The organism is Pseudonocardia sp. N23, assembly GCF_002583555.1.
GTDB lineage: Bacteria > Actinomycetota > Actinomycetes > Mycobacteriales > Pseudonocardiaceae > Pseudonocardia.
Window position 1 is genome coordinate 39,477 of record NZ_BEGX01000009.1, and the last position, 14,364, is coordinate 53,840.

Sequence of the window (14,364 nt, forward strand, 5' to 3'; positions counted from 1 at the left end):
GCCCGTGACGCGGTTCGCCCGGTTCTCCCCGCCGTGGCCGGCGCCGCGCGATACTCGGCTCCTCGTCGATGTCGACGCGACGACGCGGAGGTGGCGGTGGCCGACCCGGACGGTTCCCGGACCGAGTGGCTGCACGCCGCCGCCGACGTGCTGCGCGCCCTCAACGCCGAGGAGTCCCCCGCGACGCTCCTGCGCCGCGTCGCGCGGCACACCTGCACGCTGACGGGGGCGGACTCGTGCGCGGTGATGCTGCTCGACGAAACCGGGCAGCGCCTCGTCGTCCGGGCGTCGCACGGGCTCACCGAGGCCTACCGCCACGATCTCGACACGTTGCGCCCCTTGCTGGTGCACCCGACGGGCAGGGCGTTCGACGTCCCCGCGGCCCAGGCGGTGCGGGAGCGGCGGACGGTGGTGCTCTCCGACGTCGCGGGCCTGGGCGGGCCGTGGCGCGACGCCGCCGACCGCGAGGGCATCCGGACGATCCTCGCCGTCCCGTTGGAGACCGGTGACGAGTGCCCGGGGGTGCTGATCGGCTATTCGCGGCGGGCGCACCGCTTCGCGGGCTCGGAGATCGCGCTGGCGGAGCTCATGGCCGAGTACGTGGCCACGGTGCTGCGCACGTCGCAGGTGAAGGACGTGCAGCGGGCGACGATCGCCGAGCTGGAGAAGACGAACACCGAGCTGACGACGGCCGTCGCGAGCCTGCACCACGAACGGGCGCAACGGGAGTGGGCGGAGGCGCAGGACCGGCGCCTGGTGCGGCTGCTGCTCGACGACGCGGGTCTCGACGGTGTCCTCGCCGCGCTGGGTGAGGCGCTCGCGGCGCGGGTCGTGCTGGAGGCTGCCGACGGGTCGGTGCTGGCGCAGGCGGGCGACGGCCCGGCCCTCGACGTCGCCGACGCCGCCGCACCGGTCCCCGACACGGCGACGCTGCTGGACCTTCCCGGCGCCCGGGCGTGGGTGCTCCCCCTGGCGGTGGCACACGAGACCGTCGCCCGGCTGTGGGTGCTGCGCGCCGCCGACGCGGGGTCCGACGCCCCTCCCCTGGCCCGGTCGGTCATCGAGCGCTTCGCGCCGTTGGTCGCGTTGGAGCTGCACAAGCGCGACCATGCCGTCGACACCGCGCTGCGGTTGACCCGGGACCTGGCCGTCGACCTGGTGACGGGCGCGGGGCGTGACGTCGACCTGCGCGACCGGGCCCGCGCGCTGGGCCACGACCTGAGCCGGCCGCACACGGTGGTGCTGGTGGCGGGCGACAGCGCCGCCGCGCTGCGCCGCGCGCTGGGCCAGGGGGCGCTCGTCGGCGAGGACACGGGCTCGACGGTCGCGCTCGTTCCGGACGCGGACCGGGATGTCGTGGTCGCGGCGCTGCACCGGATCGGTGCGGCGGCCGTGATCGGCCGCGTGGTCGTGGACACCGCCGACTATCCGGCCGCGTGGCGGGTCCTGCGGACCGCGGTGGCGCTCGCGCGGTCGGGTGTCGTCGACATCGAGGACCTCGGGGTCGCGACGCTGCTGCTGGAGACGGGCACTCCCGACGGCCTGCGGCGCCTCGCCGACCGGCGGCTCGGCCGGCTGGAGGCGCACGACGCCCAGCGGTCGACGGAGCTGGTGGCGACGCTGCGGGCCTGGCTGGACGCGGGCGGGTCGACGGGTGCGGCGGGGCGGGCGCTGCACGTGCATCCGCACACCGTCGGGTACCGGCTGCGCCGCGTCGCCGAGCTGACGGGGCTGGACCCGCAGCGGGCCGACGACGTGTTCGAGCTGCGGGTCGCGGTGATGGTCCGCGCGGTCCAGGACGCCGCCGCCGGCGGGTCGTGAGTGGCGATGGTCGCCCCAGCGACGATCGCCACTCACAGGACGGACGTCGACGGCACAGGAATCCCGGCCCGGATTGGACCCAGGTCCATGGCGCCGGTCACACGCGACCCGCGACGATGGTCCGGCGGCCGCGCCGACGCGGCCGGGGACCGGAGGCGCAGATGTACCGGATCGGGATCGACGTCGGCGGCACGTTCACCGACTGCGTCGCGGTGGACGAGGACACCGGCGAGGTGCGCACCTGCAAGGTCCCGACCACCCCCGCCGACCAGTCCGACGGGTTCGTCGCGGGCATCGAGGCCCTGGGCATCCCGATGGCCGAGATCTCGCTGGTCCTGCACGGCTGCACCGTCGGGCTCAACGCGGTGCTGACGCGCACGGGCTGCCGCATCGGCGTCGTCACCACCGAGGGCTTCCGCGACGTGCTCGCGATGGGCCGCGGCCAGCGCCCGGGCAGCGACCAGTTCAACCCGCGCTGGCAGCGCGAGTTCGGCGACGCGCGGCGCCCGTTCGCGCCGCGGCACCTGCGGCGCACGGTGAGCGGCCGGATCGACCGCGACGGCCGCGAGGTCGTCGCGCTCGACGAGGCCGGGCTGGAACGGGAGGTGCGGTTCCTCGTCGAACAGGGCGTCGAGGCGATCGTGGTCTGCTTCGTCAACGCCTACGCCGACGACAAGCACGAGCGCCAGGCCGCCCGGATCGTCGCCGACGTCGCACCCGGCCTGCCCTGCTGGACCTCCACGGGCGTGCACCCGTGCTTCAAGGAGTACCCCCGCTTCTCGACGGCGGCGGTGAACACCTACGTCGGCCCGCTGGTGCAGCGCTACCTGGACCGGGCGCAGCAGCGGCTGGCCGCGATGGGCTACGCGGGCCCGTTGATGCTGATGCAGTCCAACGGCGGGGTGCTGCCCGCGACGACGGCTCGCGACCGGCCCGCGTACACGCTGCAGTCGGGCCCGTCCGGCGGGGTGATCTCGGCGCAGCGTGGCGGTGGGCGCATCGACGCCGGCAACCTGATCACCCTCGACATCGGCGGGACCAGCGCGGACTGCGCGATCGTCGCCGACGGCACGCCGGTGGTGACCACGGAGCTGGAGCTGGAGCACGACGTCGTGATCGCGCTGCCGGCGCTCGATGTGCACAGCATCGGCACCGGCGGCGGCTCGATCGCCTGGGTCGACGCGCGGGGTGCGCTCCGGGTGGGTCCGCACAGCGCGGGCGCCGACCCGGGCCCGGCCTGCTACGGCCGCGGCGGCACCGACGCGACGGTCACCGACGCCCTGGCCGTGCTGGGTGTCCTCGGCCCGGCGCAGTTCATGGGCGGCGCGGCGACGTTCGACACCGACGCCGCGGCGGCCGCGGTCGCCCCGCTCGGCGCCGCCCTCGGGTTGGACGCACCCGCTGTGGCGCAAGGGATCGTCGACGTGGCGACGGCGGCGATGGTCGAGGCTGCGCGGGAGGTGTCGGTCTACAACGGCGTCGACCCGCGGCGGTTCGCGCTCTACGTCTACGGATCGGCCGGGCCGGTGTTCGGGTCCCGGATCGGGCGGGCGCTGGGCTGCGAGTCGGTGGTGGTGCCACCCCAGCCCGGTGAGGAGTCAGCGTACGGGCTCGCGCTGGCCGACCTGCGGATGGACGTCGGCGAGCCGGTGGTCAAGGAGCTGGGGGCACTGCCAGCGGGGGCGCTCGACGACGCCTACGGCCGCCTGTCCGACGACGCGCGACGCACCCTGGGCAGCCGCGACGACGTCGAGGTCACCCGCTGGCTCGACGGCCGCTACCAGGGCCAGACGTGGGAGACCCCCGGCGTGCCGGTGCCCGAGGGTGACCTGGACGCTCCGGCGATGGCCCGGCTGCGCACCAACTTCGACGACACCCACCGCCGGACCTGGGGCTACGCCGTCGCGCACGCCGACGTGAAGGCCACGATGGCCCGGGTCACGGCGACGGTCGCGCTCGGCACCCCCGACCCGCCCGACCTCGGAACGACCGGGGACGTCACACCGGGCGGAACGGCCCGGATCTTCCGCGACGGCGCGTGGCGCGACATCCCGATCGTCGACCGGTCCGCGCTCGGTGCGGGGGCCCGGGTCACCGGCCCGGCGCTCGTCGTGCAGCCGACGGCAACGACGGTCCTCGACGACGGCGACACCGCCGAGGTCCGCCCGGCCGGGCACCTCGTGATCACCTGGGGGAACCGATGACCGACGAGGCGAGCAGCAACGTCGAGCTGGAGATCGTCCGCAACGCCTTCTACGCGACGGTCCGCCAGGCCGGGCGGATCATCCTGCGGTCGAGCTTCTCCCCCATCATCCGCGATGCGTTCGACTTCTGCGTGACGCTCGTCGGCCCCATCGCGCCGCCGCGGCTGGACCTCGACATCGTCGCGATGAACGAGAGCCTCGCGCACTTCTCCGGCGTGATGCCGTACATGGTCCGCAACCTGGTGTGGGAGTACGGCGCCGAGAACCTCCGCCCCGGCGACCTCATCGCCTACAACAACCCCTTCAAGGGCGGCAACCACGTCTACGACAACGGGTTCTTCCGGCCTGTGTTCGTCGGCGACGAGATGATCGGCGGGGTCGCGGTGAAGGCGCACCTCGTCGACATGGGCGGGGTCACCGCGGGCGGTTACTCGGTGCGCAAGCGCAGCGTGTTCGAGGAGGGCGTCGTCATCTCCGGGGTGCAGGTGTACCGCGACGACAAACCGTTCGTGCCCGGCTTCAACCTGTACTTCGACAACTCGCGGCTGCCGCAGAACATGCTCGCGGACCTGCAGGCGCTGCACAGTGCGGCGTCGTTCGCCGAGCAGCGGCTGCTGGCGCTGGCCGCGCAGCACGGTGTGGATACGGTCCACGACGCGATGGCCTACACCCTCGACTACGCCGACCGCTCCACCCGCGACGGTCTGCGGGCGCTGCCCGACGGCGACTTCGTCGGCGAGGACGGCATCGACGCCGACGCCTACAACGACGAGCCGTACGTCATCCGCACGACGGTCCGCAAGCGTGGCGACGAGGTGGAGGTCGACTTCAGCGGCACGAGCCGGGAGGCGGCGTCGTCGGTCAACTGCTCGGTGTTCGACGCCATCAACGGCGTGTTCACCGCGGTGAAGTTCCTGTGCGACCCGGGGAACCCGAACAACTCGGGGGCGTTCCGCTGCGTGAGCGTCGTGATCCCGGAGGGCACGTTCGTCAGTGCCCGCCCGCCGGCGGCGACGACGATGTACTTCGACGCGGCCGAGGCCGTGTTCAACGCGGTGACGAAGGCGTTCCTGTCGGGGGCGCCACCGGAGGCCGGGTTCGGCGGGCACTTCGGCACGAACATGGGGCTGCTCATCACCGGCTCGGTCGGCACCGGACCGGCCGGTCCGCGGCGCGGCCTGCCGCCCGCGGTCGCCGAGCAGCTGGCGGCGGCGACGCAGTCGATCCCCGCGATCGTCGACGATCCCGACGCGGCCGGGCGGCGGCTGTTCGTCGCGCCGCTGTTCGCCCTCGGCGGGTTCGGCGCCTCGGCCGAGGGCGACGGCGAGAACTTCGTGTCGATGAGCCAGCAGAACCTGATGGAGATGTCCGCGGAGGCCATCGAGGAGGACCACCCGGTCATGGTGCTGCGCAAGGAGTTCGCGGCCGACTCCGGCGGTCCGGGCGAGCACCGCGGCGGCGCGGCGGTGGTCTACGACCGGATGGTCGTCTCCGATGCCGACATCTACCCGCTGCTGCTGCACCTGCGGGTGCTGCCGTGGGGGACCCAGGGCGGGCAGCCGGGCCGGCCGGGCGCGGCGTGGGTCGGCCGGTCACCCGACGCGGGGCCCGACGACCCGGCCCCGGGCACGGCGGTCGCCCGGACGTGGCTCGCGGGCAACGGCGACACCCCACCGATGCAACCGATGGGCGGCTACTTCGACGACGACGGCGCGGGCACCGACCGGGAGTCCGGGACCTGGGTGAACGGCCTCGGTGACATCGCGGCGACCCCCGGCACGCTGGTCAGGGTGCGCACGCCCGGCGGAGGTGGCTGGGGCGCGCCGCTGCGCCGCGACCCGGCCGCGGTGCTGCGCGACGTCCGCGACGGCTACGTCACCGTCGACGGGGCGCGTCGCGACTACGGTGTCGTCGTCACCGGGGATCCGGGTACGGCGCCGCAGGAGCTGGCCGTCGACGAGAGCGCCACGAACGCCCTACGGGGGACGGCACTGCGAGAGGGAACGCGATGACGATGCTGTTCGGCCGGCCCGAGGAACCGACACTCTCGGTCACCCGGACCGCGCTGCACGAGACCTGCCCGCAGTGCGGCGGCGCCGGCGTCGATGGCTACCCGATGCTCGACCTGCGCGGATGGTGCCTGGTCGCGCGGTGCCCGGACTGTCTGCACGTGCTGCGCCGCGAGCCGAGCCCGACACCGTTCGGGTTCACCTACGTGCCGTTCAGCGCGCACCTCCGGGACACCGATGGCTGACCGCGTCGCCGTCGTCACCGGCGCGACCCGCGGGATCGGGCAGGCGACGGCGTACGCGCTGGCCCGCGACGGGTTCGCCGTCGTCGTCACGGCGCGCGAGGTCGACCGGCTCGCCGCGACGGTCGACGGGCTGCGCGGCCTGGGCGCCACGATGGAGGCGGTGGCCTGCGAGGTGTCCGACGAGGCCTCGGTCGCCGCGCTGGCCACGGTCGCGGACGGGCTCGGGCAGGTGCACACCGTCGTCGCCAACGCGGGGGTGCCCGGCCCGGTCGCGCCGCTGCGCGACGTCACGCTCGCGCAGTGGCGGGACTGCCTCGCGACGAACCTCGACGGCGTGTTCCTGACCTTCCGGGCGTTCCTCCCAGGGCTGACGGCGCGCCGGGCGGGGTCGTTGATCGCCGTGGGGTCGATGACGGGCAAGCGCCCGATGGCCGACCGTGGGCCGTACGCGGCGTCGAAGCTCGGGCTGATCGGGCTGGTCCGCACCCTCGCGACCGAGCTCGGCCCGTCGGGGGTGCGGGCGAACTGTGTGTGCCCCGGGCCGGTCGAGAGCGAGCGGCTCGACACCCTGGCGCGGCGCAACGCCGAGCGCGACGGCATCTCGCAGGAGCAGGCCCGGGCGGCGTTCACGGGGCTGTCGCCGATGGGCCGGGCGGTGACCGCCGACGAGGTCGCCGCGATGTGCGCGTTCCTCGCCTCCGACGCAGCGGCCGGCATCACGGGTGAGGACGTCAACGTGAGCGCCGGCGCGGTCATGTACTGACCCGGCTGCCGCCGAGCTCGACACAGCTGGCCGGACCGGATGCGCGACGAATGGGGCGACGACAGGGGCGTCGCCGCCGCGGCCGGGCACCGCGCCGCGCTCGTCGACAACCTGGACCTGGAGTGGTCCGAGCTGGTCGAGTCCGACGTGTTCAACTCGAACAAGTGCTTCGCCGTCTACGCCGACGGCGCGGCCGCACCGGGAGGCGTCGCATGAGCCGGTCCGCAGTTCGCGTCTCCAAGCTCGGCTACGACGCCGCTGCGCCCGACCAAGCTCGGCCACGTGGCCGCCTACGCCCCCGAGCTCGCCCCGATGCAGTCCATCTACCAGGACCTTCTCGGGTTCCGCTGGTCCGACACCGTCGGCGACTTCTTCGTCTTCCTGCGTTGCAACGCCGACCACCACGCCGCGAACTTCATGGCCAGCGCGAAGTTCTCCGGCATGCACCACGTCGCCTACGAGATGCGCGACCCGAACCACCTCATCGGCATGCTCGACCACCTGGCCAAGCACGGGTACCGGCTGCACTGGGGCCCGGGCCGGCACGGGCCGGGCCACAACCTCGTCACCTACCACCGCGACCCCGACGGCAACGTCGTCGAGCTGTTCACCCAGATCGACGTCGTCCACGACGAGGCGAAGGGCTACGGGGAGCCGCGGCCGTGGCACGAGGAGTACCCGATGTACCCGAGGACGTGAGGTCGACCTCGCCACCGTCAACCAGTGGGGCCCGATCGACCCGCCCTCGCTCGACCACTGACCCCTGTGAGTGGGAGCGCGACGCTCCTTTGACACGTCCGGCGCGCCGTGCGCTCCCCGGCGGGCGCTTCCGGCGCGGTCCTCGCACGGGTGCACCGGCCGTTCCTCGGTGGTCCGGACACCCCGTCGGACCCGTCCGAATGACCGGTCATTCGGACGGTCCCGAACGGCTGCGGCGCAGGCCACATCGTCGCTGATCGTCTTGACACGGCCGCCTCCCGGCGCGTTCAGTTGAACCGTCCATCCAGAGCGGCCGAGAGACCGGGCTCGTCGACGCCGCAGCAACCACGCGTTCCACGCGGGGTGCTACCGCCCGGATCGATGGGAGACCGTGGTGCACCGAGCGTGCCTGCCCGCTGCCGGGCCCGAACGCGGCCATTGGAACGGCGGCCACTGGACCAAGCGTCGTCATCTCGACCTGGGCCGGCTGCACGCCACCCTCTGTCGCTGACCGACCCCGCCCGGCCCTCCCGCACACGCCCGAACCGGTCCCGCCCCGCACCGCTCCCCCCGCCGGGCACGGTCCCGGTGGGCGCACCTGCGCACGGACCCGCGCGACCGCATGTCCGGAAAGCACCCGTCGGCCCACGTCCCGGAGGCACCATGTCCCGCACCGGTCCCATCCCCGTTCCACGCCGGCCCGTCGGCGGACCGCGATCCGGGTGGCCGTCGTCGGAGGTCGACGTGGTCGTCGTCGGCGGCGGGGTCGTCGGGGCCGCCGCGGCGTGGCAGCTCGCCGCCCGCGGCCGCGAGGTCCTGCTGCTCGACCGCTTCGGCCCCGGGCACACCCATGGCGCCTCGCACGGCACGAGCCGTATCTACCGCCAGACCTACACCGCGGAGCCCTACGTCCGGCTCGCCGTCGAGGCCTACGACCTGTGGCGATGTCTCGAGGACGTCACCGGTGCATCGTTGCTGCAGATCACCGGCGGCGTCGACCACGGCGACCGGACGTCGACGACCGCGCTCGCCGCGGCGCTCACCGCGCACGGCATCGCCCACTCCTGGCTCGACCCGCGGGAGGCGGAGACCCGATGGCCGGGGATGCGGTTCACCGGCCCGGTGCTGCTGCAGCCCGACCGGTCGGGCCGGCTGCACGCCGACCAGGCCGTCGCCGCCCTGACCGCGGCCGCCGCCGGGCACGGCGCGGTCCTGCGCCACCACAACCGGGTCGAGCGGCTGGTCGTCCGCGGCGACGACCGCGTCGACGTCGAGTCCGCCGGCGGCCGCATCCGGGCGCGGCGCGTCGTCGTCGCCGCGGGGGCCTGGTCGGCGGGTCTGCTCGCCGGGCTGGTCGAGCTGCCGCCATTGCGGGTCACCCAGGAGCAGCCCGCGCACTTCCCGCTGCTCGGCTCCGACCCGTGCCGGCCCGCCGACCCCGGCTGGCCGACGTTCGTCCACCACACTCCACCCGGGGACGGATGGCCGTCCGGCGTGTACGGCCTCCCGGCACCGGGGCGGGGCGTGAAGGTCGGGTTCCACGGGGTGGGAGCCGAGTGCGATCCCGACCGCCGAACGTACGCCGCCGACCCAGTGCAGCTCGCCCGGCTCCAGGACTACGTCGCCAGGCACCTGCCGGGTCTCGACGCCGCCCGGCCCGACCCCGTGAGCTGCACCTACACCACGACCCCGGACTCCGGGTTCTTCCTGCACACCCGCGGCCCGCTCGTCGTGGCCGCCGGCTTGTCGGGCCACGGCTTCAAGTTCGCCCCCGCGCTGGGCCGGGTGCTCACCGACCTCGCCGTCGGTGCCACCACCGGATCACCGCTCGCCGTCGCGGGCTGACCCCCACCACCACCCGAAGGACCGCCCGATGCCCTCCCGACCCCTGCACCTCGCCGTCGACCTCGACGGCGACGGCGCCCACCCCGCATCCTGGCGCCGTGCCCGGCACGCACCCGACGCGCTGCTCACCGCGGCGCGCGTCGGACGTGTCGTCCGCGTCGCCGAGAACGCCGGGTTCACGCTGGCGACGTTCGAGGACTCCCCCGCCCCACCCGGCCGCGGGCCCGACCCGGCCGGACGCATCGGCGCTGTGGAACGCGCCGCGTTCGCCGCGCCTCTGACCAGCGTCATCGCCCTCGCACCGGTGGTCTCGACGACGTACTCCGAGCCGTTCCACGTGGCCTCGCAGTTGGCGTCGCTCGACTTCGCGGCGGCGGGCCGGGCGGGCTGGGTGGTGTCGGCGACCGACGATGCCGCCGTCGCCGTCGCACTCGGCCGCCCGTTCGTCGCCGGCGGGGAGGACCTGCGCCGGGAGGCCCGCGACGCGGTCGCCGTCAACCGGGCGCTGTGGGACTCGTGGGAGGACGACGCCGTGGTCCGCGACGTCGCCACGGGCCGCTACCTCGACGTCGACAAGCTCCACCACCTCGACTTCGTCGGCGAGACGTACTCGGTGAAGGGCCCGGCGATCGTGCCGCGCCCGCCACAGGGCCAGCTCGTCGTGGTCGCACCGGAGGGGCTCGTTCCACCCGACCTGGTCGACGTCACGCTGGTCGCCGACCCGACCGTCGACGGTGTCGCCACCGCCGCGCGCCGGGTCGCGACGCCACGCGTGTTCGCCGAGGTCGAGGTCGTCCTCGACACCGCCGACGGCGACGCGGTCGACCGGCTCGCGGGCCTCGACGCCGCGACACCGTGGCCGCGGACCGAGCGGCTGCGCCACGTCGGCTCCGCCACCGCGCTCGTCGGCCTGCTCACCGACCTGGCACGCGTCGTCGACGGGGTCCGGCTGCTCCCCCTCGTCCTCGACGAGGAGCTGCCGGTCCTGTCGGCCCACGTGCTGCCGGCCCTGTTCCACGCCGGCGTCGCGACCAGGCCCGTCGCCGGGTCGGCGCTGCGCACGACACTCGGGCTGCCCCGCCCGGCCAACCGTTTCGCCACCCAGGAGGTTCCGGCGTGAGTGCCCCCGCAGACGTCCCGTTCCCCGATGCGCAGGTCCATCTCGGGGTGTTCTTCCAGGGGGTGAACCACTGGACGATCTGGTCGGAACCCGAGAGCGGATCGCAGATCGACTTCGCGTCGTTCCGCCGGATGGTCACCACCGCCGAACGTGGGCTGTTCGACGCGTTCTTCCTCGGTGAGGGGCTCCGGCTGCGCGAGTCGCGCGGACGCATCCACGACCTGGACATCGCCGGACGGCCGGACGCGATCACCCAGCTCGCCGCGCTCGCGGCGCTCACGAGCCGGATCGGGCTCGTCGCCACCCAGAACACGACCTACAACGAGCCCGCCGACCTGGCGCGGCGGCTCTCGGGCCTCGACCTGCTCTCGGGCGGGCGTGCGGGCTGGAACGTCGTGACCACCGACAACGCGTGGACCGGGGAGAACTTCCGCCGCGGCGGCTACCTCGACCACGCCGACCGCTACGTCCGCGCCGAGCAGTTCCTGCACGTCGCGCGCGGGCTGTGGGACGGCTGGGACGACGGCGCCGCCGCATCCTCGGCCGACGCTCCCTCGTGGTCGCGCCCGGACTCGATCACCCCGGTCCTGGCGCGGACCTCGCAGTTCGCCGTCGACGCCGTCCCGCTGCTGCCCCGCAGCCCGCAGGGCCATCCGGTGATCTTCCAGGCCGGGGACTCCTCCGAGGGCCGCGACTTCGCCGCCCGCAACGCCGACGTGATCTTCTCGGCGCACGGTTCGGACTTCGACGATGCGCTCGCGTTCGCCACCGACGTCCGGGCGCGGCTGCGTGCGGCGGGCCGTCCGGACGGCGACGTCCGCATCCTGCCCGGCACCACGATCGTCATCGGCGACACGGGCTCCGACGCCGAGGAGAAGGCCCGCTGGCTCGCGCACCGGCAGGTCACCCCGGCGACGGCACTCGCGATCGCAAGCCAGGTGTGGGGGTTCGACCTGTCCGGCCGCGACCCCGACGGCCCGTTGCCGGCGGAGGACCCGGTCGTCGCCGAGTCGACCGGCGAGATGGGGTCGCGACGGTGGACCGACAAGCACGCGATCGTGGCCCGCTGGCGCGACGTCGCGGCCGCACAGAAGCTGTCGCTGCGCGAGACGGTGATCGAGCTGGAGCCGCGCCGCGGGCACGTCGGTACCGCAGCAGGGCTGGCCGAGAAGTTCGCCCGCTGGGTGCGCCACGGCGCCGTCGACGGGTTCAACGTCTCCCCGTACTTCACTCCCGACGGGCTCGACGACATCGTCGACGAGCTGGTCCCACAGCTACAGGAACGCGGTGTGTACCGCCACGCCTACGAGGGGGCGACGCTGCGCGAGCACCTCGGGTTGCGGGCGCCGCTGACCCGACGGGACCGACGGCCGGCCTGAATGGTCCGAACAATTCCAGTGCATTTCTCGGAATCGGCGCCCGGGCGGGACGGGAGCCCTCTGCAACATTGACACGAAGACGTCACGGAATTAGCGTTCACACATACGAGTGACGTGACCGCGACAATGTGGGACCTTCTCGACTCGATGCCCCGGACACCGGGGCCGGACCAGGACGACGGTGACCCGATGACTACTCCGAACTGCGCGAACGTGCAGTGGCGGCGTGTCGGTCGTGTCGTCCGGCGCAGCCGCAGGCACGTCGACCTCCACCGGGTCGACAGCGCGCTCTGTCGCCTCCCGCAACAGTCCCGCTGACCGGCCGGCAATTCGCCCGGCCGAACCACGTCCCGACAGCACGCTGATTCCCGGGAATTGCATTCCCGGGTCTCCGCGCGCCCATTTCCCTGGAGTCCACCGCCCATGGGCGACACCGACGAAACCTCCCGCCCGGGGGTCACCCTCGTGCGCGCCGACGAGCCCGTCACTCCTCCCGGCGGGCCACGGCCCGACGCGGCAGAACGCGTCGTCCCGCTGCGCCGTCCCGGCCGGTGGATCGCGACCGTCGTGGTCCTGGTCGTGTTCGCCCAGATCGTGCACGGGCTGATCACCAACCCGTTCTTCCAGTGGGACCGGTTCGGCTACTGGTTCGTGCGCCCGGTCGTCCTCGAGGGCCTGCTCATCACGCTGAAGGTCACGGCCCTCGCCGGGGTGTTCGGCCTGCTCGGCGGGGTCGTCCTCGCGCTGTGCCGGCTCTCGCGCAGCCCCGTCCTGCAGTCGATGAGCTGGATCTACATCTGGCTGTTCCGGTCGGTCCCGCTGATCGTGCTGCTGCTGTTCCTCTACAACTTCAGTGCGCTCTACCCGACGCTGGGCCTCGGGATCCCGTTCGGCCCGACGTTCGTCGAGTTCAACGAGTCGGCCCTGGCCACCGAGATCGTCATCGCGGTCGTCGGGCTCGGTCTCAACGAGTCCGCCTACGCCGCCGAGGTCGTCCGCGGCGGGATCCTGTCGGTCGACCACGGCCAGCACGAGGCGGCCGCGGCGCTGGGCCTGCCGCGCCGTTACCAGTTCCGGCGCATCGTCGCGCCACAGGCTCTGAGATCGATCGTGCCCAACTACGTCAACCAGCTGATCAACCTGATCAAGGCGACCTCGCTCGTGTTCTACGTGTCGCTGCTCGACCTGTTCGGGCAGGTGCAGAGCCTCGGCAGCACCTACCCCGGCGACATCGTCCCGCTGCTGATCGTCGCGACCGTCTGGTACGTGATCCTCACCAGCCTCGTCTCGGTCGTGCAGTACTACGTCGAGCGCTACTTCGCGCGCGGCGCGGTCCGGACGATGCCGCTCACCCCCCTCCAGAAGCTGCGGGCCGGCATCGCCGAGCTGCGCGGCCGGATCGCCGCAGGAGCCGTGCGATGACCACCGATGCGAGCCCCGACTCCACCACCGGCGCGCGGGGTGGGACCTCGCCATCGTCCGGGGACGCCTTCGACCTCCTGGCGGACGTACGGCCCGCCGCCGTCGAGGTCCACGGCGCGCACAAGTGGTTCGGCACGAACCACGTCCTCGCCGGGATCGACCTCACCGTGCGGCCGGGCCAGGTCGCCGTGGTCCTCGGGCCCTCCGGTTCGGGCAAGTCGACGCTGCTGCGCACTGTCAACCACCTGGAGAAGCTCGACCGGGGCCACGTCAGCATCAACGGCGAGCTGATCGGTGTGCGCCGCCACGGCACTCGGCTCAAGGAGCTCGGCGCGCGCGCGATCCTGCGCCAGCGGGCCGGGATCGGGTTCGTCTTCCAGAACTTCAACCTGTTCCCGCACCTCACCGCACTGGAGAACGTCGCGGCTGCACCCGTCGCGACCGGCAGGGCGGGCCGGGCAGAGGCCCGCGCCCTCGCCGCGACGCTGCTGGAGCGGGTCGGCCTGGCCGACAAGGAGGACGCCTTCCCTCGCCAGCTCTCCGGCGGGCAGCAGCAGCGCGTCGCGATCGCGCGGGCGCTCGCGCTGCGCCCCGGCGTCATCCTCTTCGACGAGCCGACGTCCGCCCTCGACCCCGAACTGGTCGGCGAGGTCCTCGGCGTCATCGAGGACCTCGCCAGCACCGGCACCACCCTGGTCGTCGTCACCCACGAGATCGGGTTCGCCCGCAAGGTCGCCGACCTCGTCGTCTTCCTCGACCACGGCGTCGTCGTCGAGCAGGGCACCCCCACCGAGGTCCTCGACCACCCCCGACACCCCCGCACCCGCGAGTTCCTCGCCAAGGTGCTCTGAACCATC

General features: G+C 73.6%; 12 protein-coding genes and 1 riboswitch. All 12 genes read left to right on the forward strand.

Annotated elements, in window-relative coordinates; all coding sequences use genetic code 11:
* Positions 1-96: 96 nt before the first annotated feature.
* The 12 genes from TOK_RS04630 to TOK_RS04680 all read left to right on the forward strand — a co-directional run bounded on the left by TOK_RS04630 (position 97) and on the right by TOK_RS04680 (position 14,358).
* The gene (locus TOK_RS04630; RefSeq protein WP_172457406.1) at positions 97-1,821 is read left to right on the forward strand and encodes a helix-turn-helix domain-containing protein; all 1,725 of its coding nucleotides are present in this window, start codon (positions 97-99) and stop codon (positions 1,819-1,821) included.
* A 161-nt stretch (positions 1,822-1,982) separates the two neighbouring features.
* Positions 1,983-4,025: a hydantoinase/oxoprolinase family protein gene (locus TOK_RS04635; RefSeq protein WP_172457407.1), complete on the forward strand. Its 2,043-nt coding sequence runs from the start codon at positions 1,983-1,985 to the stop codon at positions 4,023-4,025.
* Positions 4,022-6,037, forward strand: a complete 2,016-nt coding sequence (locus TOK_RS04640) for a hydantoinase B/oxoprolinase family protein (protein ID WP_098956536.1) — start codon at positions 4,022-4,024, stop codon at positions 6,035-6,037. Before TOK_RS04635 ends, TOK_RS04640 begins: the two co-directional genes overlap by 4 nt.
* The gene (locus TOK_RS32345; protein WP_172457408.1) at positions 6,034-6,279 is read left to right on the forward strand and encodes a hypothetical protein; all 246 of its coding nucleotides are present in this window, start codon (positions 6,034-6,036) and stop codon (positions 6,277-6,279) included. The genes TOK_RS04640 and TOK_RS32345 overlap by 4 nt, the downstream gene beginning before the upstream one ends.
* The gene (locus TOK_RS04645) at positions 6,272-7,042 is read left to right on the forward strand and encodes an SDR family NAD(P)-dependent oxidoreductase (RefSeq protein ID WP_172457409.1); all 771 of its coding nucleotides are present in this window, start codon (positions 6,272-6,274) and stop codon (positions 7,040-7,042) included. Before TOK_RS32345 ends, TOK_RS04645 begins: the two co-directional genes overlap by 8 nt.
* A 39-nt stretch (positions 7,043-7,081) precedes the next feature.
* Complete coding sequence (locus tag TOK_RS32350; protein WP_172457410.1) at positions 7,082-7,258, forward strand: hypothetical protein; 177 nt, start codon at positions 7,082-7,084, stop codon at positions 7,256-7,258.
* A gap of 66 nt (positions 7,259-7,324) precedes the next feature.
* Complete coding sequence (locus TOK_RS04650; RefSeq protein WP_216361853.1) at positions 7,325-7,741, forward strand: VOC family protein; 417 nt, start codon at positions 7,325-7,327, stop codon at positions 7,739-7,741.
* Between the two features lie 297 nt (positions 7,742-8,038).
* A riboswitch (SAM riboswitch) is annotated at positions 8,039-8,129 on the forward strand.
* A 275-nt stretch (positions 8,130-8,404) separates the two neighbouring features.
* The gene (locus TOK_RS04655; RefSeq protein ID WP_098956538.1) at positions 8,405-9,586 is read left to right on the forward strand and encodes an FAD-dependent oxidoreductase; all 1,182 of its coding nucleotides are present in this window, start codon (positions 8,405-8,407) and stop codon (positions 9,584-9,586) included.
* Between the two features lie 28 nt (positions 9,587-9,614).
* Positions 9,615-10,706, forward strand: coding sequence for an LLM class flavin-dependent oxidoreductase (locus TOK_RS04660; RefSeq protein ID WP_098956539.1), 1,092 nt, complete (start codon positions 9,615-9,617; stop codon positions 10,704-10,706).
* Complete coding sequence (locus TOK_RS04665) at positions 10,703-12,085, forward strand: NtaA/DmoA family FMN-dependent monooxygenase (RefSeq protein ID WP_098956540.1); 1,383 nt, start codon at positions 10,703-10,705, stop codon at positions 12,083-12,085. The genes TOK_RS04660 and TOK_RS04665 overlap by 4 nt, the downstream gene beginning before the upstream one ends.
* Positions 12,086-12,508: 423 nt before the next feature.
* Positions 12,509-13,507, forward strand: coding sequence for an amino acid ABC transporter permease (locus tag TOK_RS04675; RefSeq protein ID WP_098956542.1), 999 nt, complete (start codon positions 12,509-12,511; stop codon positions 13,505-13,507).
* Complete coding sequence (locus TOK_RS04680) at positions 13,504-14,358, forward strand: amino acid ABC transporter ATP-binding protein (RefSeq protein WP_098956543.1); 855 nt, start codon at positions 13,504-13,506, stop codon at positions 14,356-14,358. The genes TOK_RS04675 and TOK_RS04680 overlap by 4 nt, the downstream gene beginning before the upstream one ends.
* Positions 14,359-14,364 lie beyond the last annotated feature (6 nt).

What these genes read in the sequence shown, in the direction of transcription:
- TOK_RS04635 (WP_172457407.1), top strand. Translation starts at nt 1,983, where the DNA reads ATGTACCGGATCGGGATCGACGTCGGCGGCACGTTCACCGACTGCGTC.
- TOK_RS04640 (WP_098956536.1), top strand. Translation starts at nt 4,022, where the DNA reads ATGACCGACGAGGCGAGCAGCAACGTCGAGCTGGAGATCGTCCGCAAC.
- TOK_RS32345 (WP_172457408.1), top strand. Translation starts at nt 6,034, where the DNA reads ATGACGATGCTGTTCGGCCGGCCCGAGGAACCGACACTCTCGGTCACC.
- TOK_RS04645 (WP_172457409.1), top strand. Translation starts at nt 6,272, where the DNA reads ATGGCTGACCGCGTCGCCGTCGTCACCGGCGCGACCCGCGGGATCGGG.
- TOK_RS32350 (WP_172457410.1), top strand. Translation starts at nt 7,082, where the DNA reads ATGCGCGACGAATGGGGCGACGACAGGGGCGTCGCCGCCGCGGCCGGG.
- TOK_RS04655 (WP_098956538.1), top strand. Translation starts at nt 8,405, where the DNA reads ATGTCCCGCACCGGTCCCATCCCCGTTCCACGCCGGCCCGTCGGCGGA.
- TOK_RS04660 (WP_098956539.1), top strand. Translation starts at nt 9,615, where the DNA reads ATGCCCTCCCGACCCCTGCACCTCGCCGTCGACCTCGACGGCGACGGC.
- TOK_RS04675 (WP_098956542.1), top strand. Translation starts at nt 12,509, where the DNA reads ATGGGCGACACCGACGAAACCTCCCGCCCGGGGGTCACCCTCGTGCGC.
- TOK_RS04680 (WP_098956543.1), top strand. Translation starts at nt 13,504, where the DNA reads ATGACCACCGATGCGAGCCCCGACTCCACCACCGGCGCGCGGGGTGGG.